Genomic DNA, 25970 nt, shown 5'->3' on the forward strand with positions numbered 1-25970 from the left:
AATATAGCCTGAAAGTCGTTCGCGGGGATTAGCCGCGGAGCAGGTTCATCACGCCCTGCTGGCTCTGGTTCGCCTGGGCGAGCATCGCGGTCGATGCCTGCGACAGGATCGAAGCGGCAGCCAGCTTCGTCGATTCCGCCGAGAAGTCGGCGTCTTCGATGCGCGACTTCGATGCCGACAGATTCGTGACAGTCGACGTCAAATTGTCGACAGCCGATTCGAGGCGGTTCTGCTGGGCACCGAGGTTGGCGCGCTGCGTGGCAACCGTCTGGATCGCCGTGTCGAGCAGGCCGAGCGCCGTGCCGGCGCCAGCCGCGGTCGACAGATCGACCGCGCCGACCGCAAGACCGGTGGCAGTAAGGTCGCCGATCGCGATGTTGACCGTCTGGCCCGAAGCGGTGCCGGTCTGGATGTCGATGCTGGCGCCGCCCGACAGCAGGTTGGTGCCGTTGAAGGTCGTGCGGGTGGCGATATCGCCGATCTGCGACAGCAGCGCGGTGACTTCGGTCTGGATCGCGGTGCGGTCGGTCGCGCTGTTGGTGCCGTTGGCCGACTGAACTGCCAGTTCACGCATACGAACGAGGATGTTCGAAATGCCGCCCATCGCGCCTTCGGCGGTCTGCGCGAGCGAAATGCCGTCGTTGGCGTTACGAACGGCCTGCGTCAGGCCGCGGACGCTGGCGTCCATGCGGGTGGCGATGGCGAGGCCGGCGGCGTCGTCCTTGGCGCTGTTGATGCGCTTGCCGCTCGACAGACGTTCCATCGCCTGCGACTGGGCGCGTTCGGCAACACGCGAGTTATTCTGGGCGCGAAGCGCGCTCACATTGGTGTTGATGACAGTCATTGTTGTTCCTTTCCGGCCTCGATGGCCATTCCCGTGATGTGAGGGCTCGAGGAGCGGTCACGGAAAGCAGTAACGGCGGGCGGCGGCGGCGCTTAAGGGCGCGCCGTCAAAAAAATGCCGAAGCTTGTCCACGGCGACTGGCCTGACAATTCAAGCAATTGAAAAAACTGAGCTAATCCTTTTGGCATGGCCTTTGCATTGTTCTTTCCGTGCGGCGCACCGCTGCGCACAGGACGGATGGAAAGCAATGAGCACGATTGACCCGAGCCGGCTGCTGCAGATGCGCAGTTCGATCCTCAATCAGAACCAGGCGCTGCAACGCGCCGCCGGTCGCGGCGGCATTGGCGGCATCGAGGGCGGCGTCGAGGGCGCTGGCGGAACCCCCGATTTCGGCGCGGCAATCAACAACGCGCTGCAACAGGTCAACGCCCAGCAGTCCAAGGCGAGCGAGATCACCGAAGCCTATGAGCGCGGCGACACCCACGACATCGTCAGCGTGATGATCGAGCGGCAGAAGGCCTCGCTCGGCTTTGAAACCACGTTGCAGGTCCGCAACAAGCTGCTGTCCGCGTATCGCGACATCATGAACATGCCGGTTTAAGCCATGGCCGACACCCAGATCCTCACCCCCGTTGACGACGGCCACACCAACCGCCTGCCCGCCCCCGCGTTCGGCAACCGCTTCGCCCCGCTCACTGGTTTCGTCCGCCAGCCCGCAGTGCAGCGCGCGCTGCCCGCGATCGCCATGACGTCGGCGATCGGCATTGCCGCGCTCGCTTACTTCACGATGAACGCGGCGCCGCAGGCGCAGCTGTTCGCCGGGCTCGACGACATGGACAAAGCCGCGGTCGCCGAGGCGCTCCAGACGCAGGGCATCGCGCACAGCATCGACGCGAGCACCGGCGCGCTGACCGTCGATGCCGACAAATTGCATCAGGCGCGCATCGCGCTCGCCGGACAAGGCCTGCCCAAGGCGGCGCCGAGCGGCGACAGCCTGATCGCGGCGCTGCCGATGGGGTCGAGCCGCGCGATCGAAGGCGAAGCGCTGCGTTCGGCGCGCGAAGCCGACCTGTCGCGCACGATCGAAACAATCGATGCGGTCAAAAGCGCGCGCGTCCATGTCGCCGCCGCCGAACCCAGCCTGTTCGTCCGCGACGACAAGCCCTCCACCGCGTCGGTAATGCTGACGCTGCAGAACGGCCGCTCGCTCAGCGACGGTCAGGTGCAGGCGATTCGCTTCCTCGTCGCTTCGTCGGTCCCTGGGATGAACGCCGATCAGGTGTCGGTAATCGACCAGCGCGGTGCGCTGCTGTCCGACACCGCGTCGGGTAGCGACATGAAAGCGTTTCAGCTGCAGGTGCAGGTCGAAGACCGTTTCCGCCGTGCGCTCGATACCTTGCTCAGCCCGATGCTTGGCGCGGGCAATTATAGCGTCGAGGTCCACGCCGACGTCGATATGTCCGAAAGCCAGGCGACGCGCGAAAGCTTTCCCGAAAACGACCGCGCAATGACCAGCGAACAGGTCACCCGCACGGTCAGCGGCTCTGGCACTCCGCCCGCCGTCGGCATCCCCGGTGCGCTGTCGAACCAGCCGCCGCAGGCGACGACGGTCACCGCGAACGCACCGACCCCGACGCCGACCGCTGCCCCCACCCCCGGCACCGAAAGCAACGAAAACGCCGCGCGCGCCTTTGAAGTCGGCCGCGAGATTTCAGTAACGCACTCGCCGCAGGGCAAACTGCGCCGCGTCTCGGTCGCCGTCGCGCTCAATCAGGGCAAGAAGGCGCTGACCCAGGCCGACATGACCAAGATCGACAGCCTGGTCAAAGGCGCGATCGGGTTCGACGCGACGCGCGGCGATCAGGTCGCGATCAGCCAGCGTCCTTTCGTGCAGGTCGAAGCCGCGGAACCGGCCTTTTACGATCAGGCGTGGTTCCTGCCGCTCGTCAAGCAGGTCGGTGCGATCCTTGCCGCGCTGCTCGCCTTTCTGTTCATCGGTCGTCCGCTGATCCGCGCCGCCAAGGCGCGCGCCGCCGAGCGCGCCGAACGCCATGCCGCGCTGGAGGAAACACTGCTCGCCGCGACCGACGGACGCCCCGCGCTCGCCGGCCCCGCCGCGGGCCGCGAAATCACCCTCGAAATGATCGAACAGGCGCCAAGCTATGAAACGCGCGCCAATCTGGTCCGCGCCTTTGTCCGTCAGGATTCGGCGCGCGCCGCGCTCGTCGTCCGCCAGCTGATGCAGGAGGGCGCCCGTGCCTGACGCCGCCGAGATGATGGACGCGCCGACAAAACCCGCCATCGAAGGATCGGCCGCCGCCGCGATCCTGCTGATGCTGCTCGACGAAAATGAAGCCGCGACGATCCTGAAACATCTCGCCCCCGACGAAGTGCGCCAGCTGGCCAAAGCGATGTTCGACACCGCCAATGCCAGCGAGCAGCAGATCGGGCAGGCGCTCGATCGCTTCGTCGTGCGCAGCCGCGACGTCAGCGCGCTCGCCATCGGCGCCGACGTCCGCATCCGCACCGTGATGAACCAGGCGGTGGGCAATGTCCGCGCCGACAATATCCTGGCCGCCGTCGCGCCGCAGCGCAGCGCCGCGTCGCTCGAAATCCTGCGCTGGATGGACGTCGAGGCGATCAGCGGCCTGCTGGCGCAGGAACATCCGCAGGTCGGCGCGCTGATCCTGTCGGTGCTCGTCCCCGACGTCGCCGCGCGCGCGATCGAAACGCTCGACGAAATTTTGCAGGCCGACCTGGTGCTGCGCGCCGCGATGCTGACCTCGGTCCCCGCCGCGGCGATCGAAGATCTGGAATCGGTGCTCGCCAGCGCGAATGTCGATGGCCAGCGCGTCGCCAAACAGGCGATCGGCGGCCCGAGCGATGTCGCCAAGATCATGAAGAAGATGCCGAAATCGCTGAGCGAACGCACGATCCGCGCCCTCAAGAAAACCGACAAGGCGCTGGCACAGGCGATTGAGGAAGAAATGTTCATCTTCGAAAATCTCCGCGATCTCGACAAGAAGAGCCTCAGCGCAGTGCTGCGTTCGGTCGATGCCGCGCAGCTTGCGGTCGCGCTCAAGGGTGCCGACGAGGACATGGTCGAGCTGTGCCTTGCCACCATGTCGCAGCGCGCGGCGGAAACGATCCGCGACGAAATGGCCGAAATGACAATGGTCAAGCGCGCCGACGTCGATGACGCGCAAAAGAGCGTGATGACGATCGTCCGCCAGATGACGGCATCAGGCGAAATTATCATCGCGGGCGGGGGCGACGATTATGTCTGATCGCGCCGCCGAAACCGGCTTTGCCCCCGTTACCCTCGCCGAAGCGATGGCACGCAGCAGCGGCTTTCGCCCGCTGGCCTTTGGCGGTGGTGCCCGCGCGCCGCAAGCCGCCGACGGCAGCGCCGCCGAACTCGACCTCGACGACCCCTTTGCCCGCGGCCTGGCCGAAGGGCAGCGCGTCGCCGAAGCCGCCTATGTCGCCGAGCGCCACCAACTGCTCGCGCTGCTCGCCAATGCCGAAGCCTTGCAGGACGAACCGAGCGAAGAACTGGCGCAGCTGATCGCACGCACCGTCGAACGGCTGGTGCATCAGATTGTCGCCGACGCCCCGATCGACGCCGCCTGGCTTCAGGCGCAGGCCGAAACCGCCGCAGCGCTGGTCGCCGACGCCGACAAGGCGCGCACCCTGTGGGTTCACCCCGACGATGCCGCGCTGCTGAGCGATTGTCCGTTGCCGCTGGCGCTCGCCAGCGACCCAGGGATGATGCGCGGCACCGTCCGCATCGAAACATCGACCGGTTGGATCGAACATGGCCGCGCCGTCTATCTCGACGAACTGCGCGTTGCCTTGGGCGAAGGGGCCGCGTCATGACGCGCCGTCTCGCCCTCTCCGCACAGCAACTGCTCGACCCGATCGACCTGACCAATGCCAGCCCGCGCCGCATCGGCACGCTCGTGTCGCACGAAGGCATCATGCTCGAAGTGTCGGGGTTCCCGCAGCCGCTGGGCAGCAATGTCCGCATCAAGTCGGCGAACAACGACTATGTCTATGGCGAGGTTGTCGGCTTTCGCGGCCAGAGCAGCCTCGTCCTCCCCTTCGACACCAATATGCCGCTCGTCACCGGCGCGCCGGTCGAACCGCATGGCGCGAGCAGCATGGTCGCGTGCGGTAAGGCGCTGCTCGGCCGCATCATCGACGCGCAGGGCAACCCGCTCGACGGCCGCCCCCCGGTCCAATCGCAATTTCAGTGGCCGCTCGCCGGGCGCAAGGTCAATCCGCTGCGCCGCGGCCGCGTCACCCGGCCGCTCAATATGGGCGTGCGCGCGATCAACGCCCTGCTCACCGTCGGCGAAGGCCAGCGCGTCGCGATCATCGCCGGATCGGGCGTCGGCAAATCGGTGTTGATGGGCCAGATGATCGCCGGGACCGAATGCGACGTCATCGTCGTCGGGCTGATCGGCGAACGCAGCCGCGAAGTCAGCGACTTTGTCGAAACCAAGCTGCCCCCCGAAGTCCGCAAGAAGGCGGTCGTCGTCGCGGTTCCCGCCGACCATCCGCCGCTGCTCCGCCTGCGTGCCGCGATGCGCGCCACCGCGATCGCCGAAGCGTTCCGCGCCGACGGCAAGAAAGTGCTGCTGCTGATCGACAGCCTGACCCGCGTCGCGCATGCGCAGCGCGAGATCGGGCTGACATTGGGCGAGCCGCCGACGATGAAGGGTTATCCGCCGTCGGTGTTCGCGCTGATCCCCTCGCTGTGCGAACGTGCCGGGATCGACCGCGAAACCGGCGGATCGATCACCGCGCTCTACACCGTGCTCGCCGATGGCGGCGACATCGACGACCCCGTCGTCGACAGCGCCCGGGCGATTGTCGACGGCCATATCATCCTGTCGCGCCAGCTGGCCGAACAGGGCGTCTATCCGGCGATCGACGTCGCCCGGTCGCTGTCGCGCACGATGGTCGATTCGGTCGATCCCGAACATGCCGCCGCCGCCGCGCGCTTTCGCCAGCTGTGGTCCGCCTATGAAGAGAACCGCGATCTGATGCTGATGGGCGCTTATGTCGCCGGCAGCGATCCGGTGCTCGACACCGCCATCGCCTGCCACGCCGACCAGCTCGCCTTTGTGACCCAGCCCGCCATGGCGCAGGTCGATTACGATATTTCCCGCCAGACCCTGATTGAAGGATATTCCGCATGACCGCCCGTACCGCACGCCGCAAACGTATCATCCGCGTGCGCACCGTCGAACATCAGATGGCCGAGGCCAATCTGGCGCGGGCTAATGGCGAACTCGCCAGCCTGGTCGAACTTGCCCGCCGCCTCGAAACGCTGCGCGTCGATCTGGCGATGGCCAAGGGCGCGGTCGCCGGCGGCGCGCTCAACACGATCGGCGAGCTCGCAATGCGGCTCGACATCGCGCAGGAAAATCTGACCGCGCCGCTGGTGAATGCCAGCGCGCGCCGCGACCAGGCCGGGGTGCTCGCGCAAAGCGCGATGGCCAAGGAAGAGTCCGCCGTGCGCCTGTACGAACGCAGCCGTAAATCGGCCGAAGCCGAGGCCGAACGCCGCCGTGACGCCAACCGCCCGCACCGCGCGCGCGGCGGCATGCGCCTGCGCCTGATCGAAGGCGGCGCGGCATGATGGGCGCCTCCCTCCCCAATCCGCCGGCATCGGCACCCGCGGGCTTTGCCGCCTTCCTTAGCACGATCGGCCAGACGCCGACCGGCAGCGGCGAAGACGGGGGTTTTGAGCAGTTGCTCGCGGCCATTCCGGCGATCGATGTCGCTGCGCCCAAGACCGCGCCGGTCACGCCGGTTGCCGTCGTGACGCCAACCGCCGTCGCGGCTACGACCGTTGTCGCCCCCCCGGCTGCTACGAGCGACGTGGCCGCCATGGATGTCACCGTCGAAGCGCCGGTTGCGAACGCCACGAACGCCGCGCCTAAGGCCGACCCCGATACGGTCGCTGCATCGGCAGCAAAATTGCTGATCGAATTGAACGGCAGCGCCGCCAAGCCCGAAACGAAATCGCTCAAAGCGGTCGAAACCGAGGTCAAGACCGACGGCACAGCAGCCGCTGAAAACGATACGACAGCCACCAAATCCGCTGAAACGGTCGCGGTGTCCGAAACCCCCGCTACGACGACAACCCCGGCCCCCGCAACCGCGCTGCCCATCGCCGCATCCCCTGTCGCAGCGGCAGTGGTTGCGGCGGTCGTGGGCAAGCCCGTCAAGGCTGGCGACACCACCACGGCTTCGACCAGCGACGCACCGCCAACCGCTGAGGTCGTCGCCACCGCGCCGACCGCCGACAAACCGCGCAACGCCGAAACCAAACCCGCTGTACCCGAGATCGAAACGGTGATCGCCGCGCCCGCGGCAGGCAAGCCGCGCGCCGTGCCGCAGCCTGACCTTGTATTCACGGGTGCCGAGCCTGTCGCCGCCAAGCCCGCCGACGCGGCGCCGTCGATGACGATCCAGTTCGCCCAGCCGATGACGGCGGGCGCCGCGATGCTGGCGGGTACCGCCGCGCCGGTCACGATGGCCGAACGCGTGCTCGACCTGACCAGCGATGGCGCGTGGATCGACCAGCTGGCGCACGACATTGCCGCGACCAAATCGGACAGCGGCGACATCAGCTTTCGCCTGATGCCGCGCCACCTTGGCCGTCTCGACGTCGCGATGGTGATGGGCGACGCGGGCGTCTCACTGAAACTCGACACACAGCATGAAGCCACCGCGACGATCGTCGCCGCGGCGCAGGGCCGCCTGGTCGAAGACCTGCGCCAGCAGGGCGTCCGCGTCTCCGCCAGCGAAGTCACCTGCACCCCCGGCGACACCAGCCGCCAGATGCAGGGCCAGTCGCAGGGTCAGGGCCGCGGCGGCGCGCAGGACGTCAGCCACCTGATCGAAACCGTGACCGAGCGCGTCAAGGCGCGCGACGCAGAAGAGGCCGCCGATCGCCGCGGCCGCTTCGCCTGAGCATAAGGGATATGACGATGACCAAGGATAAAACCGACGCCGCGCCCAAACCGAAGGGCAAGCTCAAGAAGCTGCTGTTCATCGGTGTCGGCGCGCTCGTCCTGATCGGTGCGGGCGCTGGTGCGGGCATCTATTTCGGTGCGCTGTCGGCGCATGAGGCCAAGCCAGAGGATCATTTTCCCAAGCTGGTCGTGCGCAGCAGCGGCGACGAAGAAGCGCCCGCCGCCGAAGGCGACGACAAGGAAGCCGCGCCCAAGGTCGGCACCGTCGCGGTGCCCAACGACAAGTTCAAGGTCGACCCGCGCAAATATGAAGTCACGTACTTCCAGATCCCCGATGCCTTCACCACCAACCTCGCCGACGGGTCGGGCTTTTTGCAGGCCGGTATCAGCCTTTCGACCTTTTATGACGGCAAGGTTATCAATAATATCAAACGCCAGGCGGTGCCGATCCGCTCGGTCGTGCTTATGGTCCTGTCCGAACAGGATCCGGCGCTGCTCTCGACATCGCAGGGGAAACAACGGCTGCAGCGGCAATTGACCGCGGCAATCAACGATGTGCTGCGCGAGAAGGAAGGCTTTGGTGGTATCGACAATGTCTATTTCACGAGCCTGGTGATCCAGTGAGCGTGCGCGAAAAATCCGTCAAAGCCGTGAAGCCGCCCGCCGCGCCGACGACCGACGCGGTTGACGCCAAGGCGTCATTGCTGCTGCGCAAGGCGGCGGACAGCTATGCCTTTCCGGCGCTCGACAGCGTCGCGGTGCAGTTCGGCCGCAGCCTGCGCGACCTGATCCGCGCGCTCGGCGTGCCGTCGATCCAGGTCGAGCGCGGCGAGGCGGAAACGATCAGCTTTGCCGACTGGACCGCGGCGACCGCCCCGGCGATCTTCTGGCGCTATCATGCGCCGCCGCTCAAGGGGCCGGTGCTGCTCGCGGCGCCGCGGCCGTTGCTGCTCCAGCTTGTCGACATTTTCTATGGCGGCAAGGGCGGGCTGGCTGCCGAGCGCGAAGAGCTGACCGACGCCGAAGACCGCTTTGCGGCACGGCTCGGGCGCGACATGGGGCTGCAACTCGCCGCCGCATGGGGCGACAAGCTGACGCTGGAACCCGAGCTCGACTGCGTCACCTGCGACCCCGCCAAACTCGCCGCGGTGCGCGCCGACGACGAATTGTTCGTCCAGCGCTTCATCCTGCGCGGCGCGCCGTTCGAGGGGCGGACGATCGCCTGCGCCTATCCGCTCGCCGCGCTGCGCGGCATCGCGGGCGCCGAGCCCGCGGCCGAAATGCCCGGCGCCGCCAATCCGGTGTGGGCGAGCGCGCTCAACAAGGCGCTGCGCGACGTGCGACTGCCCGTCCGTTCGGTGCTCGCGCGCCCCGAAATCAGCCTGATCAAGCTGCTCGCGCTGGAGGTCGGCGACATCATTCCGCTCGGCATGCCGCGCCATGTGCCGGTGACCGTCGCGGGCCGCAGCTTTGCGGTCGGCAGCATCGGCGAGGCCAATGGCAACGCCGCCATCATGATCGAACATATCGAAAAAGGACCGAACCATGACTGATCTCAGCGACGCGCCGACGGCGCCCCGCGCCGACCGCCGCGACAACAAGACGATCGCCGCAGCGCCCAATTTCGACCTGCTCGCCGGCGTCTCGCTGCGCGTGTCGGTCGAGGTCGGATCGACCTCGATGACCCTCGCCGAACTGCTTGCGATCGACGAGGGCAGCGTGATCGAACTCGACCGCGCCGCAACCGACCTGCTCGACATCTACGCCAACGGCACGTTGATCGCGAAGGGCGAGATCGTCAGCGTCGATGGCCGTTACGGCATTCAGGTCGCCGAAGTCGTCGCCCCGGCGCGCGGCCTCGAAGGTTTCGAGCGGAGAGCCTGATGTTCGAATATATCCTCCGCCTGCTCATCCTGCTGCCGCTGATCGGCGGCATGGCGTGGGGCAGCCTGTGGCTGTGGAAGCGCGTCCAGATGGGCGTGCCGCTCGTCGGCGGCGGTACCAAGACACGCGCGGTCGAAATGGTCGACGTGCTGCCGCTCGGTCCGGGATCGAAGCTCGCGGTGGTCGAATTTGCCGGGCAGCGGATCCTCGTCGCAGTCTCGCGCAACGGCATCACCCGCATTGCCGATGACGCGCAGGGGGATTTCCATGTCGACTGAGGCAACACCATCTCCTCGCACCGTTCGTGCTAAGCCTGTCGAAGCACCGTTCTTTTCTTTGACGCCGCCGGAAGAAAGAACAGCCCTTCGACAAGCTCAGGGCAAACGGAATTTGTTTGACGCGCGTTGGCTGCGCGGTGCCGCAGTCATCGGCGGCCTCGCGCTGCTGATCGCCGCGCCCGTCGCTTATGCCCAGACCGCCGACGGCCTCAGCCGCGCGGTGAACGACATCGGCGGCGATGGCCGACCGCTCAGCCTGTCCCTTCAGATCCTGGTCCTGATGAGCCTGCTGACGGTGCTACCGTCGCTGCTGCTGATGATGACCAGCTTCACCCGCATCATCATCGTGCTGTCGATCCTGCGCCACGCGCTGGGGCTGCAACAGACCCCGCCGAATCAGGTGCTCGTCGGTTTGAGCCTGTTCCTTTCGCTGTTCGTGATGCAGCCGGTGATCAGCGAAGTGAACCGCGTCGCGATCGAGCCCTATGGTCAGGAACAGATCGACATCGGCGAAGCGGTGTCGCGCTCCGGCGTCGCACTGCATGGCTTCATGATGTCACAAACGCGCAAATCGGACCTCATGATGTTCGCCAAGATCGCCAAGGCGCCGACCTATGCCAGCCCCAAGGACGTGCCCTTTTCGATCCTGCTCCCCGCCTTTGTCACCAGCGAGCTCAAGACCGCATTCCAGATCGGCTTTCTGATCTTCCTGCCCTTCCTCGTCATCGACCTGATCGTTGCGTCGGCGCTGATGTCGCTCGGCATGATGATGCTCTCTCCGACAATCATCTCGATGCCATTCAAGCTGCTGCTCTTCGTGCTCGTCGATGGCTGGGCGCTGACGATGGGGTCGCTCGCCGCCTCGTTCGGGACTTAGGCAGGGGCCTGACATGGAAACCGACTATTTCATCGGCATGGCGCAGCAGTCGTTGTGGATCCTCGCCCTCGCCTCGGCACCGCTGCTCCTCCCCGTGCTCGTCATCGGCGTGCTGCTCGGAATGGTGCAGGCGGCGACGTCGATCAACGAACAGACGCTGACCTTTGTCCCGAAGCTGATCGTCGCGGCGATATGCCTTGCGATCTTTGGCGGTAGCATTTTGGTGCTGCTCACCGATTTCACCCGCGATATCTTCGCGCAGATCCCCAACCTCGTCCGTTAAACCGGCCGTGGACCCAGCCGACATCCCGAATATCGAGGCGATGCTCCAGCTGTGGATGCTGGGGATGATCCGCCCCGGCGCTGCGTTCATCGCCGCGCCGGTGTTCGGTGCAACCAGCGTGCCGGTCCAGCTGCGGCTGGTGATCGCGCTCGCGGTCGGGGTGCCCGCGGTCGCTGCGTCGGGCATGGCGCTGCCCCCCGAAGGCATTGTGTCGGTCCCCGGACTGCTGCTGGTCATCGGCGAAGTCGTGATCGGGCTCGGCATCGGCTTCGTCCTGCAAATGGGGCTTGCCGCCGCGCTGCTGGCGGGTGAGGCGATCAGTAACGCGATGGGGCTGGGCTTTGCGTCGATGGTCGATCCAATCAGCGGCGCATCAAGCTCGGCGATCGGCCAGTTCCTGTCGATGCTGGCAACCGCGCTGTTCCTGGCCGCCGACGGCCATCTGGTGCTGATCGGGATCATCGTCGACAGCTATGCTGCGCTGCCCCCCGGTAACGCCTTGCCCTCGTTCGACGCGATCGGCGGCATATTGCGGTTCGGCAGCCTGATGTTCGCCGCGGCGCTGACGATCGCGATGCCGGTCGGCTTTGTCCTCATCCTCGTCCAGATCATCATGGGCGTCATCGGCCGCTCGGCGCCTGCGCTCAACCTGTTCGCGGTCGGCATTCCGGCGACCCTGCTCGCCGGGATTATCCTGCTCGGCGTTGCCACCCCCGCAATGGCCGAGGCGATCATGCGCATCCTGTCCGACGCGCTCGACGCCGCGCGGATGTTCGCGGGGCTCTGACGCGATGGCGAGCAAACCCGAGCAGGACCAGAAAACCGAACAGCCGACCCCCAAGAAGCTGGCAGACTCGGCGCGCGAAGGCGATGTGCTGATGTCGCGCGAGCTGGCGACCGCGCTGATGATGCTCGCCGCCGCCGGTTGGATCGTCGCCGCGGGCGGCTGGTTCGTGCAATCGGCCGGCGACCTGCTGCGCCGCGGGCTCACCCTGACCGCCAATGATGTCGCCGATTTTGCCCCCGCCGAGGCGCTGATGCGCAACGGCACCGAAATCCTGCTGCCGCTCGCCAGCCTGTTTGCGCTCGCGCTCGGCGCCGCGGTCGCGGGGCCGGCGCTGCTCGGTTCCTTCGGCTGGCGCGGCAAGGCGCTGCATTTCAAGGGCAACCGGATGAACCCGCTGACCGGGCTCAAGCGCATGTTCGGACTGCAAGGCGCAACCGAACTCGGCAAGGCGCTTGCGAAAGTGTTGCTGCTCGGCACCATCGGTTACTGGCTGGTCGCCCGAAATTTGCCCGCGATCATGACGATGGCATCGACCGACCTGCTCGCCGCGATCGGGCTGGCCGGGCAGGCGATCGGCCATGCGATGCTGGTGCTCGCCGGCGGGCTGGTGATTATCGCGCTGATCGACGTCCCGGTGCAATGGCTGCAGCGCAACAAGCGGCTGATGATGAGCAAACAGGAAATCAAGGAAGAGATGCGCCAGTCCGACGGCGCCCCCGAACTTAAACAGGCGCAGCGACAGCGCGCGCACGACATTTTGAGCGGATCGGCGCGCAAGGCGGTCTCCGACGCCACTGTCGTGCTTACCAACCCGACCCATTTCTCGGTCGCGCTGCGTTATCGCCCCGGGGTCGATGCGGCGCCGGTCGTCGTTGCGCGCGGGCGCGGTGACGTTGCGCTATCGATCCGCGAGCTGGCGCGCGGCGCCAATGTCCCGCTGCTCGAATATCCGCAGCTGACCCGCGCGATCTATTTCACCGCGCGCGCCGGGCGCGTCATTCCCGAGGAATTGTTCGTCGCCGTGGCGACGGTGCTGGCCTTTGTCTTCCAACTCGAACGCATGGTCGCCGAGGGTGCCGCGCCGCCGGTCGTCGATATTCCGCCGACGCACCGTTTCGACCCCGAAGGGCGCCGTCAGGCTTAAATTCGTCCGCGCGCCGCCGTTAACAGGTGCGAAGGATATTTTGCCATGGCCACCACCTCCATCATCAACAGCCTGGGTTTCGGGTCGGGCATCGACACCAAACAGCTGGTCACCGACCTGGCCGCGGCATCGCGCGAACCCAAGGTCGCGCGCATCAATACGCTGACCCAGCAGAACCAGACGCGGATCAGCGCGCTGGCGCAGGCGCGCTCCGACCTGGAAGGTTTTGCCGATTCGCTGGGCCAGATGATCAGCGACGGCACGCTGCGTAGCACCCCGACGGTATCCGACGACAGCGTGCTGAGCGCCACCGCGCGCGCCGGACTGCACGCCGACAGCTTTGCCGCGACCGTCGTCGTCAGCCAGCTGGCGCGCGCGCAAAGCACCTATTCTGCTGTCGTTACCGATCGCACCGCGGCGATCGGCACCGGGACGATGACGCTGACCGTCGGCGGGGTCGCCAAGACGATCACCATCGATGGCACCAACAACAGCCTGGACGGGCTGGCCAGCGCGATCAATTCGAGCGGTGGCGGTGTCACCGCATCGATCATTGCCGATCAGGGCGGCCATCGCCTGATCCTGAAAGGTCCGTCGGGCGCCGCCAACGCCTTCACCCTGGCTGCCGACGCGGGCGCCGATCCGGGTCTCTCCGCCTTTGCCTATGGCGCGGGCGGCGGCATGACGCTGGGCCAGAGCGCCGCCAACGCCGACTTCACCATCGACGGCGTCGCGTTCAGCCGCGCGTCGAATACCATCGACGACGTCATCCCCGGGATTTCGCTGACCCTGAAGAAAGCGGCTCCCGGCCAGCCGGTCGATATCGGCGCCAGCCGTCCGCTCGAAATCATCAAACAGACCGTCGGCGATTTCGTTTCGGTCTATAACCAGCTGAAAAAGAGCCTGTCGTCGGCCGCCGGCCAGTCGGGCTCGACGACGTCGCTGCGCGAACTGGAACGCGAATTATCAGGTCTGATCGGCACCGTCATTTCCAGCCATCCGACGATCAACAAGCTGACCGACATCGGCGTATCGACGACCAAGGACGGCCTCTTGGCGCTGGACGAAACCAAGCTTGCGCAGGTTCTGGCATCCGACGCCGGGGCGGTCGAGGCGCTGTTCAACCCGCGCCGCGACGGCGGGCGTACCGAAGCAAGCGATCCCGGCATCGCCTTTGTCCTCGACAGCATCCGCGACCGCGCGATCGCCACCGACGGGGTGATCGACCGCGTGACCAAGTCGCTCAACAGCCGCAAGGAAACGCTCGCCGACCAGCTGGAAAGCATCGAGACGCGCGAGGACGCCTATCGTGCCCGGCTCGAGAAACAATATGGCTCGCTCGACGCCAAGCTTGCGGCGTTCAAGGCGACGCAATCCTATCTCGAACAACAGATCAAGCTCTGGTCCAACCAGGGTAACGATTAGGGACATCGACCGTGACCGCTACCGCCTCGACCGTCCGGGCGACCGGACTTTACCGCCGCTTGCAGCATGAAAGCCGCGCCGCCGCCGCCGATCCGATCGAGCTGGTGACGATGCTCTATGACGAGCTGGAAACCGCGATCGGCGTGCTCGGGTCGATGGTGCGGCAGGGCCAGCGCATTTCGGCAACCGAACCCGCGCACCGTGCGCGCGCGATCCTGATCGGCCTCGACGCCGGTCTCGACCGCGATGCCGGCGGCGACGTCGCCGCGGCATTGTCGCGCGTCTATCGCAGCATGCGCCGCAAGCTCGACGAATCGGTGGCGCAGAATGATGGCGAGGCGCTCGCCGACCTGCTCGACGGGGTGCTGACGGTCAGCGCCGCCTGGCGCCAGCTGCGCTGAACCCGGCCTAATCCATGTCCCTAAAACAGGATCGGCCCGCACCCCGGGGTAGGGGTGCGGGCCGATGCCGTTTCAATGATTCCCGCTGGGTACCCGGCCGCCCTGGGTGGGGACGGGCGGCCGGGTGGTCAGGGGGCGGACCAGAGCCCCCTTTTTTCAGCGGGTGCTGAAACTTATGTCGCGGGCGCCGGTCAGGCGGCCTGCTGCTGAACCCCATATTTGCGCATCTTTTCGATCAAGGTCGTGCGCTTGAGCGTCAGCAGGCGCGCGGCTTCGGAAATGATGCCGTCGGCCAGGTCGAGCGCGACGTGGATTTGTTCGAGTTCGATCGTTTCGATCTCGCGCTTGAGGTCGATCGGGCGGCCCGGTGCCGGTGCCTTGGTGTGGGGCATCGCCGGGGCGGGTTCATCCGCGCTGGCCTGCACCGCGGCAAGGCTGCCGGGGACAGCCTGCCGCGGCCGGGGCGCTGCGGTGGGGTTCAGAAGAATGGTGACATCGTCGGCGCCGAGCGTTTCACCGCCGTGCAACACGCTGGCGCGTTCGACAAAATTCCTGAGTTCGCGGACATTGCCCGGCCAGCGATGCTGCATCAGCAGCGCCAGCGCGTCGCCGTCGAAGCGGCATTTCGCCTCACCCGGCATCTTGCGCTGGAAGTGGCGGATGAGGGCGGGAATATCCTCGACGCGGCTGGCGAGGCTGGGGACCTGCAACACAACCACGCCGAGCCGGAAGAACAGGTCTTCGCGGAATTTGCCATCGGCGATCGCGGCGCCGAGATCCTGGTGGGTGGCCGAAATGACGCGGACGTCAATGGCCTTCACTTCGCTGCTGCCGACCCGGACGATCGTCCGTTCTTCGAGCACGCGGAGCAGTTTGACCTGCATGTCGAAGCGCATGTCGCCGATTTCGTCGAGGAAGAGCGTGCCGCCCTCGCTCGCTTCGAAATGGCCGATGCGGCGGGCGTGGGCGCCGGTGAAGCTGCCCTTTTCATGCCCGAACAGTTCGGATTCGATCAGGTCGCCGGGGATGGCGCCGCAGTTGATCGCCGAAAAGGCCTTGCCGGCGCGGACGCCTTCGTCGTGGATGGCGCGGGCGACAAGTTCCTTGCCCGAGCCCGAGGGACCGCAGAGCATGACCGAAGCGTTCGAGCGCGCCACGCGGCGGATCATGTCGCGCAGCTGCGCGGCGGCCGCGCTGCTGCCGATGATCAGCGCCTCAAGCGCTGCATTGTTGTTCTGCCCCACGGTCATTTTGGTCTCCACCGCGCCCCCCAAATCCGGCGCCTTTTCGATGGACCCAGAGATTGACGAAAGTGGTAAACAAAAGATTATCCATGTGGTCATAACCCCTTCAAAACAAAGGGTTATTGCCAGATTGGATGTAATAGCGGCGCAATTGCGTCGTTAACGATCCAATATACTGCCAAACTGGCACTAATTGTCGGACGCGGTACGCCAGCCGAGCGTGATCGAGATGCGGCGGTTGCGCGGATCGAATCGGTCGGCGGGGACATAGGGCTCGCGATCGGCGACGCCCTCGATGCGCTGAAAGCGCGTTTTGTCGATGCCGCGATACTCCAGAAAGTGCCGCGTGACCTCGGCGCGGTCGACCGACAGGCGCCAGTTGTTAGTCCCCGACTTGGCCGACCAAGGCGCGGCATCGGTGTGGCCGCGCACCATCACCTGGTTGGGCATTTCGGCGACCGGACCGGCAATCTCGCTGAACAGCCGCACACCGGCGGGGGTCAGCTGGCTGGTCCCGATGGCGAACATCGAAAAATCGGCATCGTCGATCACGTCGATCCGCAGACCTTCCACCGTCTCGGTGAAGCGCAGGTTGCGCGCGAAGCGCCTAAGCTCGCCCTTGGCCTGCACCCGTTCGGTCAGCGCCTTAGCGACACGCTGGAACTTCAGCCGCTCGCGTTCACGCCCCGACGCCTCTTTCGGTCCACCCTTCGCATCGCGCGGGATTGTCATCGATTTTGTCCCGGTCTGGCCCGGACCATGCGGATATTTATCGACGGCAACGAGCGAGTCGCCGCCGAAAAATCCGTTCGACCCGGCCGTATCCTGTTTCGACTGGACAATCGTCGGCGCGAAATAGTCGGCGAGCGCCTTGCGCTGCTTTTCGGTCGTCGCGCCGAGCAGCCACATCAGCAGGAAGAACGCCATCATCGCGGTGACGAAGTCAGCATAGGCGACCTTCCACGCGCCGCCATGATGGCCGGCGTGCGGTGCCTCGATGATCTTCTTGACGATGATCGGACGCGGCGGGGTATTCGGGCGCGCGGCCATTAGCGGCCTCGCATCCCGTCAAAGACTTCGGCGAAGCTCGGCTGGTTCGAATGTTCGACCCCCGATCGCGCGGCTTCGATCACCAGCGGCTGCGGATGGCCGTGGAGCGAGGCGATGATCAGCTGTTTCACCGTATGATAGATGGCGCCGTCGCTTTCGATCACGGTGCGCGCGCGCGTCGCGAATGGGCCGACAAGGCCATAGGCGAGGAGCACGCCAAGGAAGGTGCCGACGAGCGCGGACCCGATCATGCCGCCCAGGATCGCGGGCGGCTGGTCGATCGACCCCATCGTCTTCACCACGCCAAGCACCGCGGCGACGATGCCGAGCGCGGGCAGCGCGTCGGCGAGATTCTGCAAGCCGTCCGCGGGTTTGATCGCGTGGTGGTGATGGTTCTTGAGCGCGGCGTCCATGACGTCCTCGACCGCATGCGGATCCAGCGTTCCCGACGACACGACGACGAGGCGCAGCGTGTCGCAGATCAGGTGGACCAGCGTCTTGTCCTTGAGCAGCTTGGGATATTGCTGGAACAATGTCGAATTGTCTGGATCCTCGATATGCGGTTCGACCGCCACCGGGCCTTCGGTCCGCATCATCTTCATCAGCGTCGAGACGAGGAGGATGCAGTCGAGATAATCCTGCTTCTTATATTGCGGTCCCTTGAACACCTTGGCGAGACCGCCGCCGAGCGCCTTCAGGTCGGCGCCCGAATTGCCGATGATCAGCGATCCGATTGCGGCGCCGCCGATGATCAGCATCTCGTGCGGCAGCGCGTGCATGACCGGGCCGAGATTGCCGCCGGTCAGCGCAAAGCCCCCGAACACCAGCAGCAGCAGAACAACGATGCCGATTACGGGAAACATGCGGGGTCAACTCCATCCGGGCCGAAAGCCCCAAATTCAAAATGCGTCTTCATGCTTAACGGCAGCAGCGCCACCAGATTGAGCCGATCAGTTCAAAATATCGAACAAGGTCTGCCGGTTGATCTTGGCAAAGGCCGCCTGTGCGGCGCCAAGCGTCAGATCCTGCGCATTGAGTTCGGCAATCGCGACCGACAGGTCGGTATCCTCGACCGACGAGCGCTCGTCCTTCAGCGTGATGCTGCGCGCGGCGAGACCGTCGCCGATGCGTTCGAGCCGCCCCGCCGACAGGCCGAGCGCGGCATGGCGGTCGGCGACATGGCCGATCGCGGTGTTGAGCGCGGTCAGCGCAGCGCCCATTGCCGGCTTGTTCCCCGCGGCGACCGCGGTGGCGGCATCGCGGATGCCGGTCGACAGGCTGTTGCCGGCGATGACAAACACGTCGGCGGCGGCGGGAACCGGCGCAAAGCTGATGTCACCATCGAAGCGCATCACGCGCGCGGTGCCGCTCGCGAACACCGGCTCGCCGTTCGAATCGCGCGCCGCGGCCAGGCTGTCGATTTCGTCGGCGATCGTGCCAAGTTCGGCGGCGATCGTCGCGCGATCGGCGGCGCTGGTCGTGTCATTCGCCGCGGCAACCGTCAGTTCGCGCGCGCGCGTCATCAAATTGCTAACCGATTTCAGCGCCGCGTCGGCCTGCGACACCAGCGCCGTCGCGGTGTTGATATTGCTGTTCCAAGCGGTGATACTCGCCTGCGACGTGCCGATCGTGGCGATCCGCCGCGCCGATACCGGATCGTCGGACATGCGTTGCAACCGCTTACCGCTCGAAATCTGGATCTGCGTCCGCTCGATCTGGTCGGCCAGTTTCTGCTGGCGCGCGATTTCGCGCGTCATGCGATTGCCCACGGCGTTAATCATCGTCGTCGCCTTCCTAGATCGAGCTCAAGAGCGTTTGCATGGTTTCGCGCGCAACCTGGATCGTGCGCGCCGCGGCCTGATAGGCTTGCTGGAAGCGCAGCAGTTCGGCAGCTTCCTTGTCGAGATCGACCTCGCTCACCCCGTCGCGCGCTGCGGCGGCGGCGTCGGCGCGGGTCATCGCGGCGGCGTCCTGCGCGCGCGCTGCTGCGGTCGTCTGCGCCTGCGTCGCGAGATGTCCCGACCAGCGCGCTTCGGGATCACCCGCGCCGCGCAAGGTGCCGAGCGCGAGCATATTGCCGTTGCTGCCCGATGCGCTGGCGGCGGCCACCTGTTCGGGGGTCAGCGCGCTCGCAGTCATCGTTGCGGCGCTGGTTCCGGTAAACAGCGGCGCGCCCGGATTGCCATTGGCGTCGGTGCCCGCCTGATGCGCCGCGTTGAGCTGCGCCGCGAAGGATGTCGCCATCGTATCGAGTCCGGCGCGCTGGTCGGCGACATGGTTCGCTGCTTCGGCTTGCCCGGCCAGCGAACCTGTTGTTACCGTCAGCGGCGAACCGCCAACGCTGTACGACAGGCGGCCGTCGGGCGCCGCGGTCACCGCGATCGGGTTGACCGCGCCGCCGCCGACGAGCAGGTCGCCCGACCCGGCGGCGCGCAAGGTCACCGACCCGTTGTTTTCGAAGGTCGCGCTGACCCCGGCCTGCGACGATAATCGGTCGAGCAGCCGGTCGCGTTCGTCCATCAGGCTCGCCTGGTTGGTCGATCCCGCCCGTGCCTTGCGCAAGCCGATGTTAATTTGTTCGAGCGCGTTCAGGTTTGCGTTGAAATCTTCGACCGTGCTCGCCGCCGCGCCTTCGATCCCGTCCGACATCTTGTCGAGCTGGCCCGCCGCGGTGCGAAAACCCGAAGCAATGTCGTCAGCTGATTGGAGGAACTGGCTGCGCAGCGTCTTGTTCGCGGGATCGGCGGTCAATTGGTCGGCGGTGGTGAATAATTTGGTCAGCCCGGTCTTGATGCCGTTGCTCTCGTCGCTCAGCGCGCCTTCGACCTTGCCCAGCCAGCCGAGCTTGGTTGCCGCGCGCTCCGAATCGCCCGATGAGAGTCGCGAATCCTCGATCAGCCAGGCATCGACCGAGCGGCTGACCCCGCGGATCTCGACACCCGCCGGATTGACATTGCCACGGTAAAAGATCGAATCGCTGCCGCTGACGGGCTCCATCATCTCCAGCCGCCGCCGCGCGTAACCCGGGGTCTGCGCGTTGGCGATATTGTCGCCGATCGTCGACAGCGCGCGCGAATAGGCCTTGAGCCCGCTGTAGCCGATGCCGAGAAGATCGCTCATTGTATGCCTCCAGCCGCGGCGCCGAGCTGGCCGCGGAACTGGCGCTCGACCATGTCGGCGATGCCGAACCGGCGCATCGCGGCGATCGAGTCGGCGGTGCGCGCGTCGGCCATTTCGCGGAAATTGTCGGTCGCGCTCGATCCCATCATGTCATCGCCGAGCTTGGCCTGGCGCATCGACGCGAGCAGCTGGCGCAGGATCACCGCCTCAAACTGTTCGGCGGCTTTGCGCAGCCCGCCATCACCGCCCCCGCCGCCAAGCGTCGGAGTGGCCGAAGCCGGCACGAACGGCCGCGCTGCGGGCGTCGAAGAAATAGGCGTCGTCATATGATCACCAATTCTGCTGTGAGGGCACCCGCCTGGCTGAGTGCCTCGAGGATTGCGACCAGATCGCCGGGCGAGACGCCCAGGCGGTTGATCGAATCGACGAGTTCGGAGAGCGAGGCGTTGGGTTTCATCAAAAAGGCGGGGCGCACCTCCTCGGCGACGTCGATCTCGCTCGACGGCTCGATCGCGGTCTCGCCGCGGCTGAACGGCGCGGGCTGGACGACCGTCGGCGATTCCTTGATCGACACGGTCAGCTTGCCATGGCTGACCGCGGCGGTGCCGACGCGGACCGCGCCGTTGATCACCACGGTGCCGGTGCGCGCATTGACGATCACCTTGGCCGAGGGTTCGGAGCGCTGGACGCCCAAATTTTCGATTTGCGACATCAGCCGCATCCGGTCGTCGCCATTGCCCGCGGCGCGGATCGCGATGCTGGCGCCGTCGATCATCGACGCGCTGCCCGGGATCGCCGCGTTGATCGCGTCGGCGACGCGCTTGGCATTGGTGGCGTCGAATTGGTGGAGGTTGAAGGTCAGCCACTCGCTGGAGGCAAAGCCGGTATCGACGGCGCGTTCGACCGTCGCGCCATTGGCGATGCGGCCGCTGGACGGGACATTGACCGTCACTTTCGATCCGTCGGCGGCATCGACGCCGAGCCCGCCGATAACGAGATTGCCCTGCACCATCGCGTAAATCTGACCGTCGGCGCCATAGAGCGGCGCCAGCACAAGGGTGCCGCCGCGCAGGCTTTTGGCTTTGCCGATCGCCGACACGGTCACGTCGAGGCGCTGACCCGGCTTGGCAAAAGGCGGCAGTTCGGCGGTGATCATCACCGCAGCGGCATTCTTCAGCGCCGGATTGACCCCCGGCGGCAAGGTCAGGCCAAAGCGCGAGATCGCGCCCTTCATGCCCAGCGTCGAATAGTCGAGGCTGTCGTCGCCCGTCCCCGCCAACCCGACAACGATGCCGTAGCCGGTGAGCTGGTTGGCGCGCAGCCCCTGAAACTGACCCATATCCTTGATGCGCTGCGCCTGCGCCGGTGCCGCAAAGGTCAGGCTGGCGATCAGGAGCGCGATCAGGGCAAGCAGGGTGGGACGCTGGAACACTTTATGATCCTTTTCAGAACGGGCTGATGATCGAGAAGAAACGCTGCAACCAGCCTTGCTTGCTGGCGCGCGCGATCTCGCCCTTGCCGACGTAACGGATGTTGGCGTCGGCGACGCGGGTCGACAGGATGCGGTTGTCGGGGCTGATATCCATCGCGCGGACGATCCCTGAAATCTGGACGCGTTCGTCGCCGCGATTAAGCGTCAGCAGCTTTTCGCCGCGCACCAGCATCGTGCCGTTCGGATAGACCGCAGCGATCGTCACGCTGACCTCACCCGATAAGGCGTTCGATTGCGACGCATCGCCCTTGCCCTTGAATGCCTGGCCACCACCCATCGCGATATCGCTGGGGTTGAACAGCGACAGCGGCCCGGTGGCGGGCGGCGTCAGGCCGATATTTCCGTCGCGCTGCGTTCCGGCCGCATTGCTTTTGGTCGCCGCGGTGCGCTCGACGAGCTGGATGGTCAGGATGTCGCCGACCTGTCCGGCGCGGCCGCCCGACGTCAGCGGCACATAGCTGCCCTGAAAGATCGAGCCATTGCCGGGCAGCGGCGCCGGGGGCACCGGCGTCGCCGCAGCAAAAGCGTCTGGCGGCAATTTGTCCTTCGCCGCCGCGCCGAACGGCACGAGCGCGAGGGCAAAGGCCACGCCGATCGACAGATTAGAGCGTCTGCGCGGCATTTTTCATCATTTCGTCGGTGGCCTGGATCATCTTCGAATTGACTTCATAGGCGCGCTGCGTCTCGATCATGTCGACGAGTTCCTCGACGACATTGACGTTCGATCCTTCGAGCATCCCGCCGCGCAAGCTGCCGCGGCCTTCCAGCCCGGCGGCGCCAACCTGCGGCGCGCCCGAGGCGGCGGTTTCGACGAGCATATTGTCGCCAATCGCCTGGAGGCCTGCCGGATTGGCAAAGCGCGCAAGCTCGATCCGGCCGAGTTCGGTCAGCGTCCCGTCGGCGCCAGTCGCCGACACGGTGCCGTCGGCGCCGATCGATACATTGGTTGCATCCTCGGGAATCTGGATCGCGGGGGTCAGCGGTTTGCCGTCCGAGGTCACGATCGTGCCGTCGGGCGAGCGGCCGAAATTGCCCGCACGGGTATAGCCGGTGCGCCCGTCGGGCATTTCGACCTGGAAATAGCCGGCGCCGTCGATCGCCATGTCGAGCGCGTTGCCGGTGGTGGCGAACGTCCCCTGCGTATCGATGCGCGACGTGCCGCCCAGCGACACGCCGGTGCCGAGATTGAGCCCGGTCGCATAACGGTTTTCGGCCGACGACGGCGCACCCGGCGCGGTCATCATCTGATAGCTCAGCGTTTCAAAGCTGGCGCGGTCGCGCTTGAAGCCCGTGGTGTTCACGTTGGCGAGGTTGTTGGCGATCACCTGCATCCGGAAGCCTTGGGCATCCAGACCGGTTCGCGCGACGTGCAAGGCACCGAAGCTCATTATTCTATCTCCTTAACGGGGAAGCTGCATCAGATTGGCGGTCGCGTTGTCCATGTCGCGCGCGTCGCTGACCAGCTTGAGCTGGGTGTCCCAGCTGCGGCTCGCCTCGATCATGTCGACCAGCGCCGTGGTGGCAGCGACGTTCGATCCTTCGATCGAGCGGGTGATCAGCCGCGCTTCGGGATCGTCGGGCAAAATGCCCTCGCCCTTGACGCGAAACAGGCCGTCGAGACCCTTGGCGATGTCCGAACCCGTCGGGGTGGCGAGGCGGATCCGGTCGACTTCCTGCGGATTTTCGGCATCGCCGCCTGCGGGGACGATCCATACCCGGCCCTCGACGTCGATCGTGACCGCGTCGGCGGGCGGGATCGTCACCGGACCCTGACCGCCCTGGACAGGGTGGCCGTCTCCGGTGGTCAAAAGCCCGCTCGGCGACACCTGAAGGTCGCCGCGCCGCGTATAGGCCTCGCTGCCGTCCTTCGCCTGTACCACGAGCAGGGCATCGCCCTGCACCGCGATGTCGAGATCGCGCCCGGTCGCGGTGACGGTGCCGGCGCGCATGTCGGCGCCGAGCACTTCCTCCGACGACATGGCGCGCGCATCGTGCCCGCTGCCGTTCAGCCACAGCGCCTGCGCCTCGGCCATGTCGGCGCGAAACCCGGGGGTCTGGGCATTCGCCAGATTGTTGGCGATCGCCGTCTGCCGGGCCTGACTGCCCCGCATCGCGGTAAGGCTGGTGTAGATGAGGCGGTCCATTGGGAAGCTCCCGGCAGTCGGTCAGTCGCGCTGGATCAGCGCATGTTGATGATGGTTTGCGACAGCTGCGACGCGCCCTCGATCGCCTTGGCATTTGCCTGGAAATTGCGCTGGGCGCCGATCAGCATCACCAGTTCTTCGGTGATATCGACGTTCGAGCGTTCGAGCGCGCCCGAGCGGATCGCGCCCATCGGGCCGTTGGTCGCGGCGTCGATGGTCGGCGGGCCGCTTTCGCCCGACGACTGCCAATGCGCGTCGCCGACGGGACGGAGCCCCTCCATTGCGGGGAAGGTCGCCATCGCCACCTTGCCGAGCGTCTGCGCTTCGCCATTGGCGAAGGTCGCGGTGACGAGGCCGTCGAGGCCGATCGAGACATTGACGAGCTGCGCGGTGGGATCGCTCGGTGCGCCCGGCGGCAGGACAAAATCGAACGCCCCGGCCAGCGTGTTGTTGGTGACATTGCCGTTCGCATCGACGGGCAGCAGTTGCAGCTTCTGCCCCGTTGAATCGATCACGTTACGATCGGGGGTCGCGGTGAAGGCGCCGTTGCGGGTGTAGGTCACCTGTTCGCGCGGCGGATCGCCTTTGACGACAAACATGCCCTCTCCGACGATCGCCATGTCGAGCGTCTTTTCGCTCGATTCATACGACCCTTGGGTGAACTGCTGGGTGATGCCGTTGAGGCGCTGGCCCTGGCCCGCGATCATCTTTGTCGACTGGGTCGGCGACGAGGCGAAGATGTCGCCGAACTGCGCCTTGCTGCGCTTGAACCCGATCGATCCGGCATTGGCGATGTTGTTCGAGATGACCGACATGTCGGTCTGGGCGCCCTTGAGGCCCGAAAGCGAGGTATAGAATGACATGGCTTATCCTTCCTTAGGTGGTGGGGGCAGGCGCCGGAGTGGCGGCCTTGATGTCTTTGAGCAGCTGGGTCTGCGCCGTGAGCTGTTCGGAAATCTTCTGCAGCGTCGTGTTGGTTTCGCTGATCCCGGCGAGGCTGGAAAATTGCGCCATCTGGGCAACCATCTGCTGGTTATCGACCGGGTTGAACGGATCCTGCTGCGACAGCTGCGCGGTCATCAGGCGCAGGAAATCGCTCTGCCCCATCTGCTGCCCGGCGCCCTTGGGCTGAAGCACGACATTGTTGGCGTTGGTGACGTTGTTGACGGCCATGTTATTGTCCCATCCTGAGGGTTTCGTTGATCAGGCCCTTGGCGGTTTCGAGGACCTGGACGTTGTTCTGATACTGGCGCGCAGTCTCGACCATCTCGACCATCTCCGCGGCGCTATCGACCGCGGCCTGCCAGACGTTGCCGTCCTTGTCGGCGAGCGGGTTCGACGGATCGTGGCGTTTCGACGGCGCCATTTTCGACGTCGTCACCTGATCGACCTGCACCGTCGCGCGGCCATGATCGTCCATCACGGTGCGGAAGACGGGTTTGAGCGAGCGAAAGGCTTCGGCCTCGCTGCCCGCGATCGTCCCGGCATTGGCGAGGTTCGATGCGGTGGTGTTGAGCCGGACGAGCTGCGCCGACATCGCACGGCCGCTGATGTCAAAGACCGAGAAGTTGCTGGCCATCGTCATTCGCCCTTGATCGCGCGGGTCAGCGTGTTGACGCGGCCGCTGAGGAACGAGAGGCTGGACCGGTAAGCGAGCGCGTTTTCGGCAAAGGCGGTCTGCTCGGTGGCCATTTCGACGGTGTTGCCGTCGAGCGACGCTTGGACCGGGACGCGATAGGCAATGGCGCCCTGCATGGCATCGGCGGTTGAGCCGCCCCGCTGAGCGAGATCGAGCGCTTTGGAAAAGTCGAGGTCGCGTGCCTTGTACCCCGGCGTCGCGGCATTGGCGATGTTCGACGCGAGCATCATCATGCGCTGGCTGCGCAGCTGGAGCGCCGTCGCGTGCAGGCCAAACAGTTTCTCGGATGCCATCATCAAATTCCTTTCACCGGGGTCCGGGCCGGATTGCGACACGGACGCGCGGAAAACACAAAGAACGATGCAA

The 25970-nt window shown here is 65.9% G+C and carries 32 protein-coding genes; 17 read left to right on the forward strand and 15 right to left on the reverse strand.

Annotated features, from left to right (window positions below; all coding sequences use genetic code 11):
- Positions 1 to 28 precede the first annotated feature (28 nt).
- A complete protein-coding gene (locus VGN68_RS01865; protein ID WP_293701093.1) occupies positions 29 to 844 on the reverse strand; it encodes a flagellin in 816 nt (271 codons plus the stop codon).
- Between the two features lie 247 nt (positions 845 to 1091).
- Between VGN68_RS01865 and fliE the strand changes: the two genes are divergently transcribed.
- The 17 genes from fliE (at position 1092) to fliS (ending at position 14915) form a co-directional block, all read left to right on the forward strand.
- A complete protein-coding gene (gene fliE, locus VGN68_RS01870) occupies positions 1092 to 1445 on the forward strand; it encodes a flagellar hook-basal body complex protein FliE (RefSeq protein WP_327473530.1) in 354 nt (117 codons plus the stop codon).
- Between the two features lie 3 nt (positions 1446 to 1448).
- Positions 1449 to 3107, forward strand: a complete 1659-nt coding sequence (gene fliF, locus VGN68_RS01875; protein ID WP_327473362.1) for a flagellar basal-body MS-ring/collar protein FliF — start codon at positions 1449 to 1451, stop codon at positions 3105 to 3107.
- On the forward strand, positions 3100 to 4131 hold the full coding sequence (gene fliG, locus VGN68_RS01880) for a flagellar motor switch protein FliG (protein ID WP_327473364.1): 1032 nt from the start codon (positions 3100 to 3102) through the stop codon (positions 4129 to 4131). The genes fliF and fliG overlap by 8 nt, the downstream gene beginning before the upstream one ends.
- On the forward strand, positions 4124 to 4723 hold the full coding sequence (locus tag VGN68_RS01885; RefSeq protein WP_327473366.1) for a FliH/SctL family protein: 600 nt from the start codon (positions 4124 to 4126) through the stop codon (positions 4721 to 4723). The genes fliG and VGN68_RS01885 overlap by 8 nt, the downstream gene beginning before the upstream one ends.
- The gene (locus VGN68_RS01890) at positions 4720 to 6051 is read left to right on the forward strand and encodes a FliI/YscN family ATPase (RefSeq protein WP_327473368.1); all 1332 of its coding nucleotides are present in this window, start codon (positions 4720 to 4722) and stop codon (positions 6049 to 6051) included. Before VGN68_RS01885 ends, VGN68_RS01890 begins: the two co-directional genes overlap by 4 nt.
- Positions 6048 to 6494: a hypothetical protein gene (locus tag VGN68_RS01895; RefSeq protein WP_327473370.1), complete on the forward strand. Its 447-nt coding sequence runs from the start codon at positions 6048 to 6050 to the stop codon at positions 6492 to 6494. The genes VGN68_RS01890 and VGN68_RS01895 overlap by 4 nt, the downstream gene beginning before the upstream one ends.
- Positions 6491 to 7834, forward strand: coding sequence for a flagellar hook-length control protein FliK (locus VGN68_RS01900; RefSeq protein ID WP_327473372.1), 1344 nt, complete (start codon positions 6491 to 6493; stop codon positions 7832 to 7834). Before VGN68_RS01895 ends, VGN68_RS01900 begins: the two co-directional genes overlap by 4 nt.
- A gap of 17 nt (positions 7835 to 7851) precedes the next feature.
- Positions 7852 to 8460 (forward strand): flagellar basal body-associated FliL family protein, encoded by a 609-nt coding sequence (locus VGN68_RS01905; protein ID WP_327473374.1) that lies wholly within the window; start codon positions 7852 to 7854, stop codon positions 8458 to 8460.
- A 2-nt stretch (positions 8461 to 8462) separates the two neighbouring features.
- Positions 8463 to 9389 (forward strand): FliM/FliN family flagellar motor switch protein, encoded by a 927-nt coding sequence (locus tag VGN68_RS01910; protein WP_327473376.1) that lies wholly within the window; start codon positions 8463 to 8465, stop codon positions 9387 to 9389.
- Positions 9382 to 9720: a flagellar motor switch protein FliN gene (fliN, locus tag VGN68_RS01915; protein WP_327473378.1), complete on the forward strand. Its 339-nt coding sequence runs from the start codon at positions 9382 to 9384 to the stop codon at positions 9718 to 9720. The genes VGN68_RS01910 and fliN overlap by 8 nt, the downstream gene beginning before the upstream one ends.
- A complete protein-coding gene (locus VGN68_RS01920) occupies positions 9720 to 9998 on the forward strand; it encodes a flagellar biosynthetic protein FliO (protein ID WP_327473380.1) in 279 nt (92 codons plus the stop codon). Before fliN ends, VGN68_RS01920 begins: the two co-directional genes overlap by 1 nt.
- A gap of 112 nt (positions 9999 to 10110) precedes the next feature.
- Positions 10111 to 10875 carry a flagellar type III secretion system pore protein FliP gene (gene fliP, locus VGN68_RS01925; RefSeq protein WP_327473382.1) on the forward strand — a complete coding sequence of 255 codons (765 nt, stop codon included), beginning with the start codon at positions 10111 to 10113 and terminating at the stop codon, positions 10873 to 10875.
- Positions 10876 to 10888: 13 nt separating this feature from the next.
- A complete protein-coding gene (locus VGN68_RS01930; protein ID WP_327473384.1) occupies positions 10889 to 11158 on the forward strand; it encodes a flagellar biosynthetic protein FliQ in 270 nt (89 codons plus the stop codon).
- Between the two features lie 7 nt (positions 11159 to 11165).
- Positions 11166 to 11945 carry a flagellar biosynthetic protein FliR gene (gene fliR / locus VGN68_RS01935; protein ID WP_327473386.1) on the forward strand — a complete coding sequence of 260 codons (780 nt, stop codon included), beginning with the start codon at positions 11166 to 11168 and terminating at the stop codon, positions 11943 to 11945.
- 4 nt (positions 11946 to 11949) lie between these two features.
- Positions 11950 to 13089, forward strand: a complete 1140-nt coding sequence (locus tag VGN68_RS01940; protein ID WP_327473388.1) for a flagellar type III secretion system protein FlhB — start codon at positions 11950 to 11952, stop codon at positions 13087 to 13089.
- Positions 13090 to 13134: 45 nt separating this feature from the next.
- Positions 13135 to 14514, forward strand: a complete 1380-nt coding sequence (gene fliD, locus VGN68_RS01945) for a flagellar filament capping protein FliD (protein ID WP_327473390.1) — start codon at positions 13135 to 13137, stop codon at positions 14512 to 14514.
- 11 nt (positions 14515 to 14525) lie between these two features.
- A complete protein-coding gene (gene fliS / locus VGN68_RS01950; protein ID WP_327473392.1) occupies positions 14526 to 14915 on the forward strand; it encodes a flagellar protein FliS in 390 nt (129 codons plus the stop codon).
- A gap of 191 nt (positions 14916 to 15106) precedes the next feature.
- Here fliS and VGN68_RS01955 read toward each other — a convergent pair whose 3' ends face one another.
- The 14 genes from VGN68_RS01955 to flgB form a co-directional block, all read right to left on the reverse strand.
- Positions 15107 to 16165, reverse strand: a complete 1059-nt coding sequence (locus VGN68_RS01955; RefSeq protein WP_327473394.1) for a sigma-54 dependent transcriptional regulator — start codon at positions 16163 to 16165, stop codon at positions 15107 to 15109.
- Between the two features lie 183 nt (positions 16166 to 16348).
- Positions 16349 to 17209, reverse strand: coding sequence for a flagellar motor protein MotB (locus tag VGN68_RS01960; RefSeq protein ID WP_327473396.1), 861 nt, complete (start codon positions 17207 to 17209; stop codon positions 16349 to 16351).
- Positions 17209 to 18072: a flagellar motor stator protein MotA gene (gene motA, locus VGN68_RS01965; protein WP_293701111.1), complete on the reverse strand. Its 864-nt coding sequence runs from the start codon at positions 18070 to 18072 to the stop codon at positions 17209 to 17211. The genes VGN68_RS01960 and motA overlap by 1 nt, the downstream gene beginning before the upstream one ends.
- 87 nt (positions 18073 to 18159) lie before the next feature.
- Positions 18160 to 18990 (reverse strand): flagellin, encoded by an 831-nt coding sequence (locus VGN68_RS01970; RefSeq protein WP_327473400.1) that lies wholly within the window; start codon positions 18988 to 18990, stop codon positions 18160 to 18162.
- 13 nt (positions 18991 to 19003) lie between these two features.
- Positions 19004 to 20329 carry a flagellar hook-associated protein FlgK gene (flgK, locus tag VGN68_RS01975; protein ID WP_327473403.1) on the reverse strand — a complete coding sequence of 442 codons (1326 nt, stop codon included), beginning with the start codon at positions 20327 to 20329 and terminating at the stop codon, positions 19004 to 19006.
- The gene (locus tag VGN68_RS01980; protein ID WP_327473405.1) at positions 20326 to 20655 is read right to left on the reverse strand and encodes a rod-binding protein; all 330 of its coding nucleotides are present in this window, start codon (positions 20653 to 20655) and stop codon (positions 20326 to 20328) included. Before VGN68_RS01980 ends, flgK begins: the two co-directional genes overlap by 4 nt.
- Positions 20652 to 21761 carry a flagellar basal body P-ring protein FlgI gene (locus VGN68_RS01985; protein ID WP_414712997.1) on the reverse strand — a complete coding sequence of 370 codons (1110 nt, stop codon included), beginning with the start codon at positions 21759 to 21761 and terminating at the stop codon, positions 20652 to 20654. The genes VGN68_RS01980 and VGN68_RS01985 overlap by 4 nt, the downstream gene beginning before the upstream one ends.
- Positions 21762 to 21774: 13 nt before the next feature.
- Positions 21775 to 22443, reverse strand: coding sequence for a flagellar basal body L-ring protein FlgH (locus VGN68_RS01990; RefSeq protein ID WP_327473407.1), 669 nt, complete (start codon positions 22441 to 22443; stop codon positions 21775 to 21777).
- Entirely contained in the window at positions 22424 to 23209 is a 786-nt protein-coding gene (gene flgG / locus VGN68_RS01995; protein ID WP_327473409.1) for a flagellar basal-body rod protein FlgG, read from the reverse strand. The genes VGN68_RS01990 and flgG overlap by 20 nt, the downstream gene beginning before the upstream one ends.
- A gap of 12 nt (positions 23210 to 23221) precedes the next feature.
- Entirely contained in the window at positions 23222 to 23965 is a 744-nt protein-coding gene (locus VGN68_RS02000; RefSeq protein WP_327473412.1) for a flagellar basal body rod protein FlgF, read from the reverse strand.
- Positions 23966 to 24000: 35 nt separating this feature from the next.
- Positions 24001 to 24828 (reverse strand): flagellar hook-basal body complex protein, encoded by an 828-nt coding sequence (locus VGN68_RS02005; RefSeq protein WP_327473414.1) that lies wholly within the window; start codon positions 24826 to 24828, stop codon positions 24001 to 24003.
- Positions 24829 to 24841: 13 nt separating this feature from the next.
- Entirely contained in the window at positions 24842 to 25138 is a 297-nt protein-coding gene (locus tag VGN68_RS02010) for a flagellar hook assembly protein FlgD (protein WP_327473416.1), read from the reverse strand.
- A gap of 1 nt (position 25139) precedes the next feature.
- Positions 25140 to 25550, reverse strand: a complete 411-nt coding sequence (flgC, locus tag VGN68_RS02015; RefSeq protein ID WP_169714527.1) for a flagellar basal body rod protein FlgC — start codon at positions 25548 to 25550, stop codon at positions 25140 to 25142.
- Entirely contained in the window at positions 25547 to 25900 is a 354-nt protein-coding gene (flgB, locus tag VGN68_RS02020; RefSeq protein WP_327473420.1) for a flagellar basal body rod protein FlgB, read from the reverse strand. The genes flgC and flgB overlap by 4 nt, the downstream gene beginning before the upstream one ends.
- Between the last annotated feature and the right edge of the window lie 70 nt (positions 25901 to 25970).

Origin of the sequence: Sphingopyxis sp. (assembly GCF_035998965.1) — a bacterium.
In the GTDB taxonomy this organism is placed as follows: domain Bacteria; phylum Pseudomonadota; class Alphaproteobacteria; order Sphingomonadales; family Sphingomonadaceae; genus Sphingopyxis.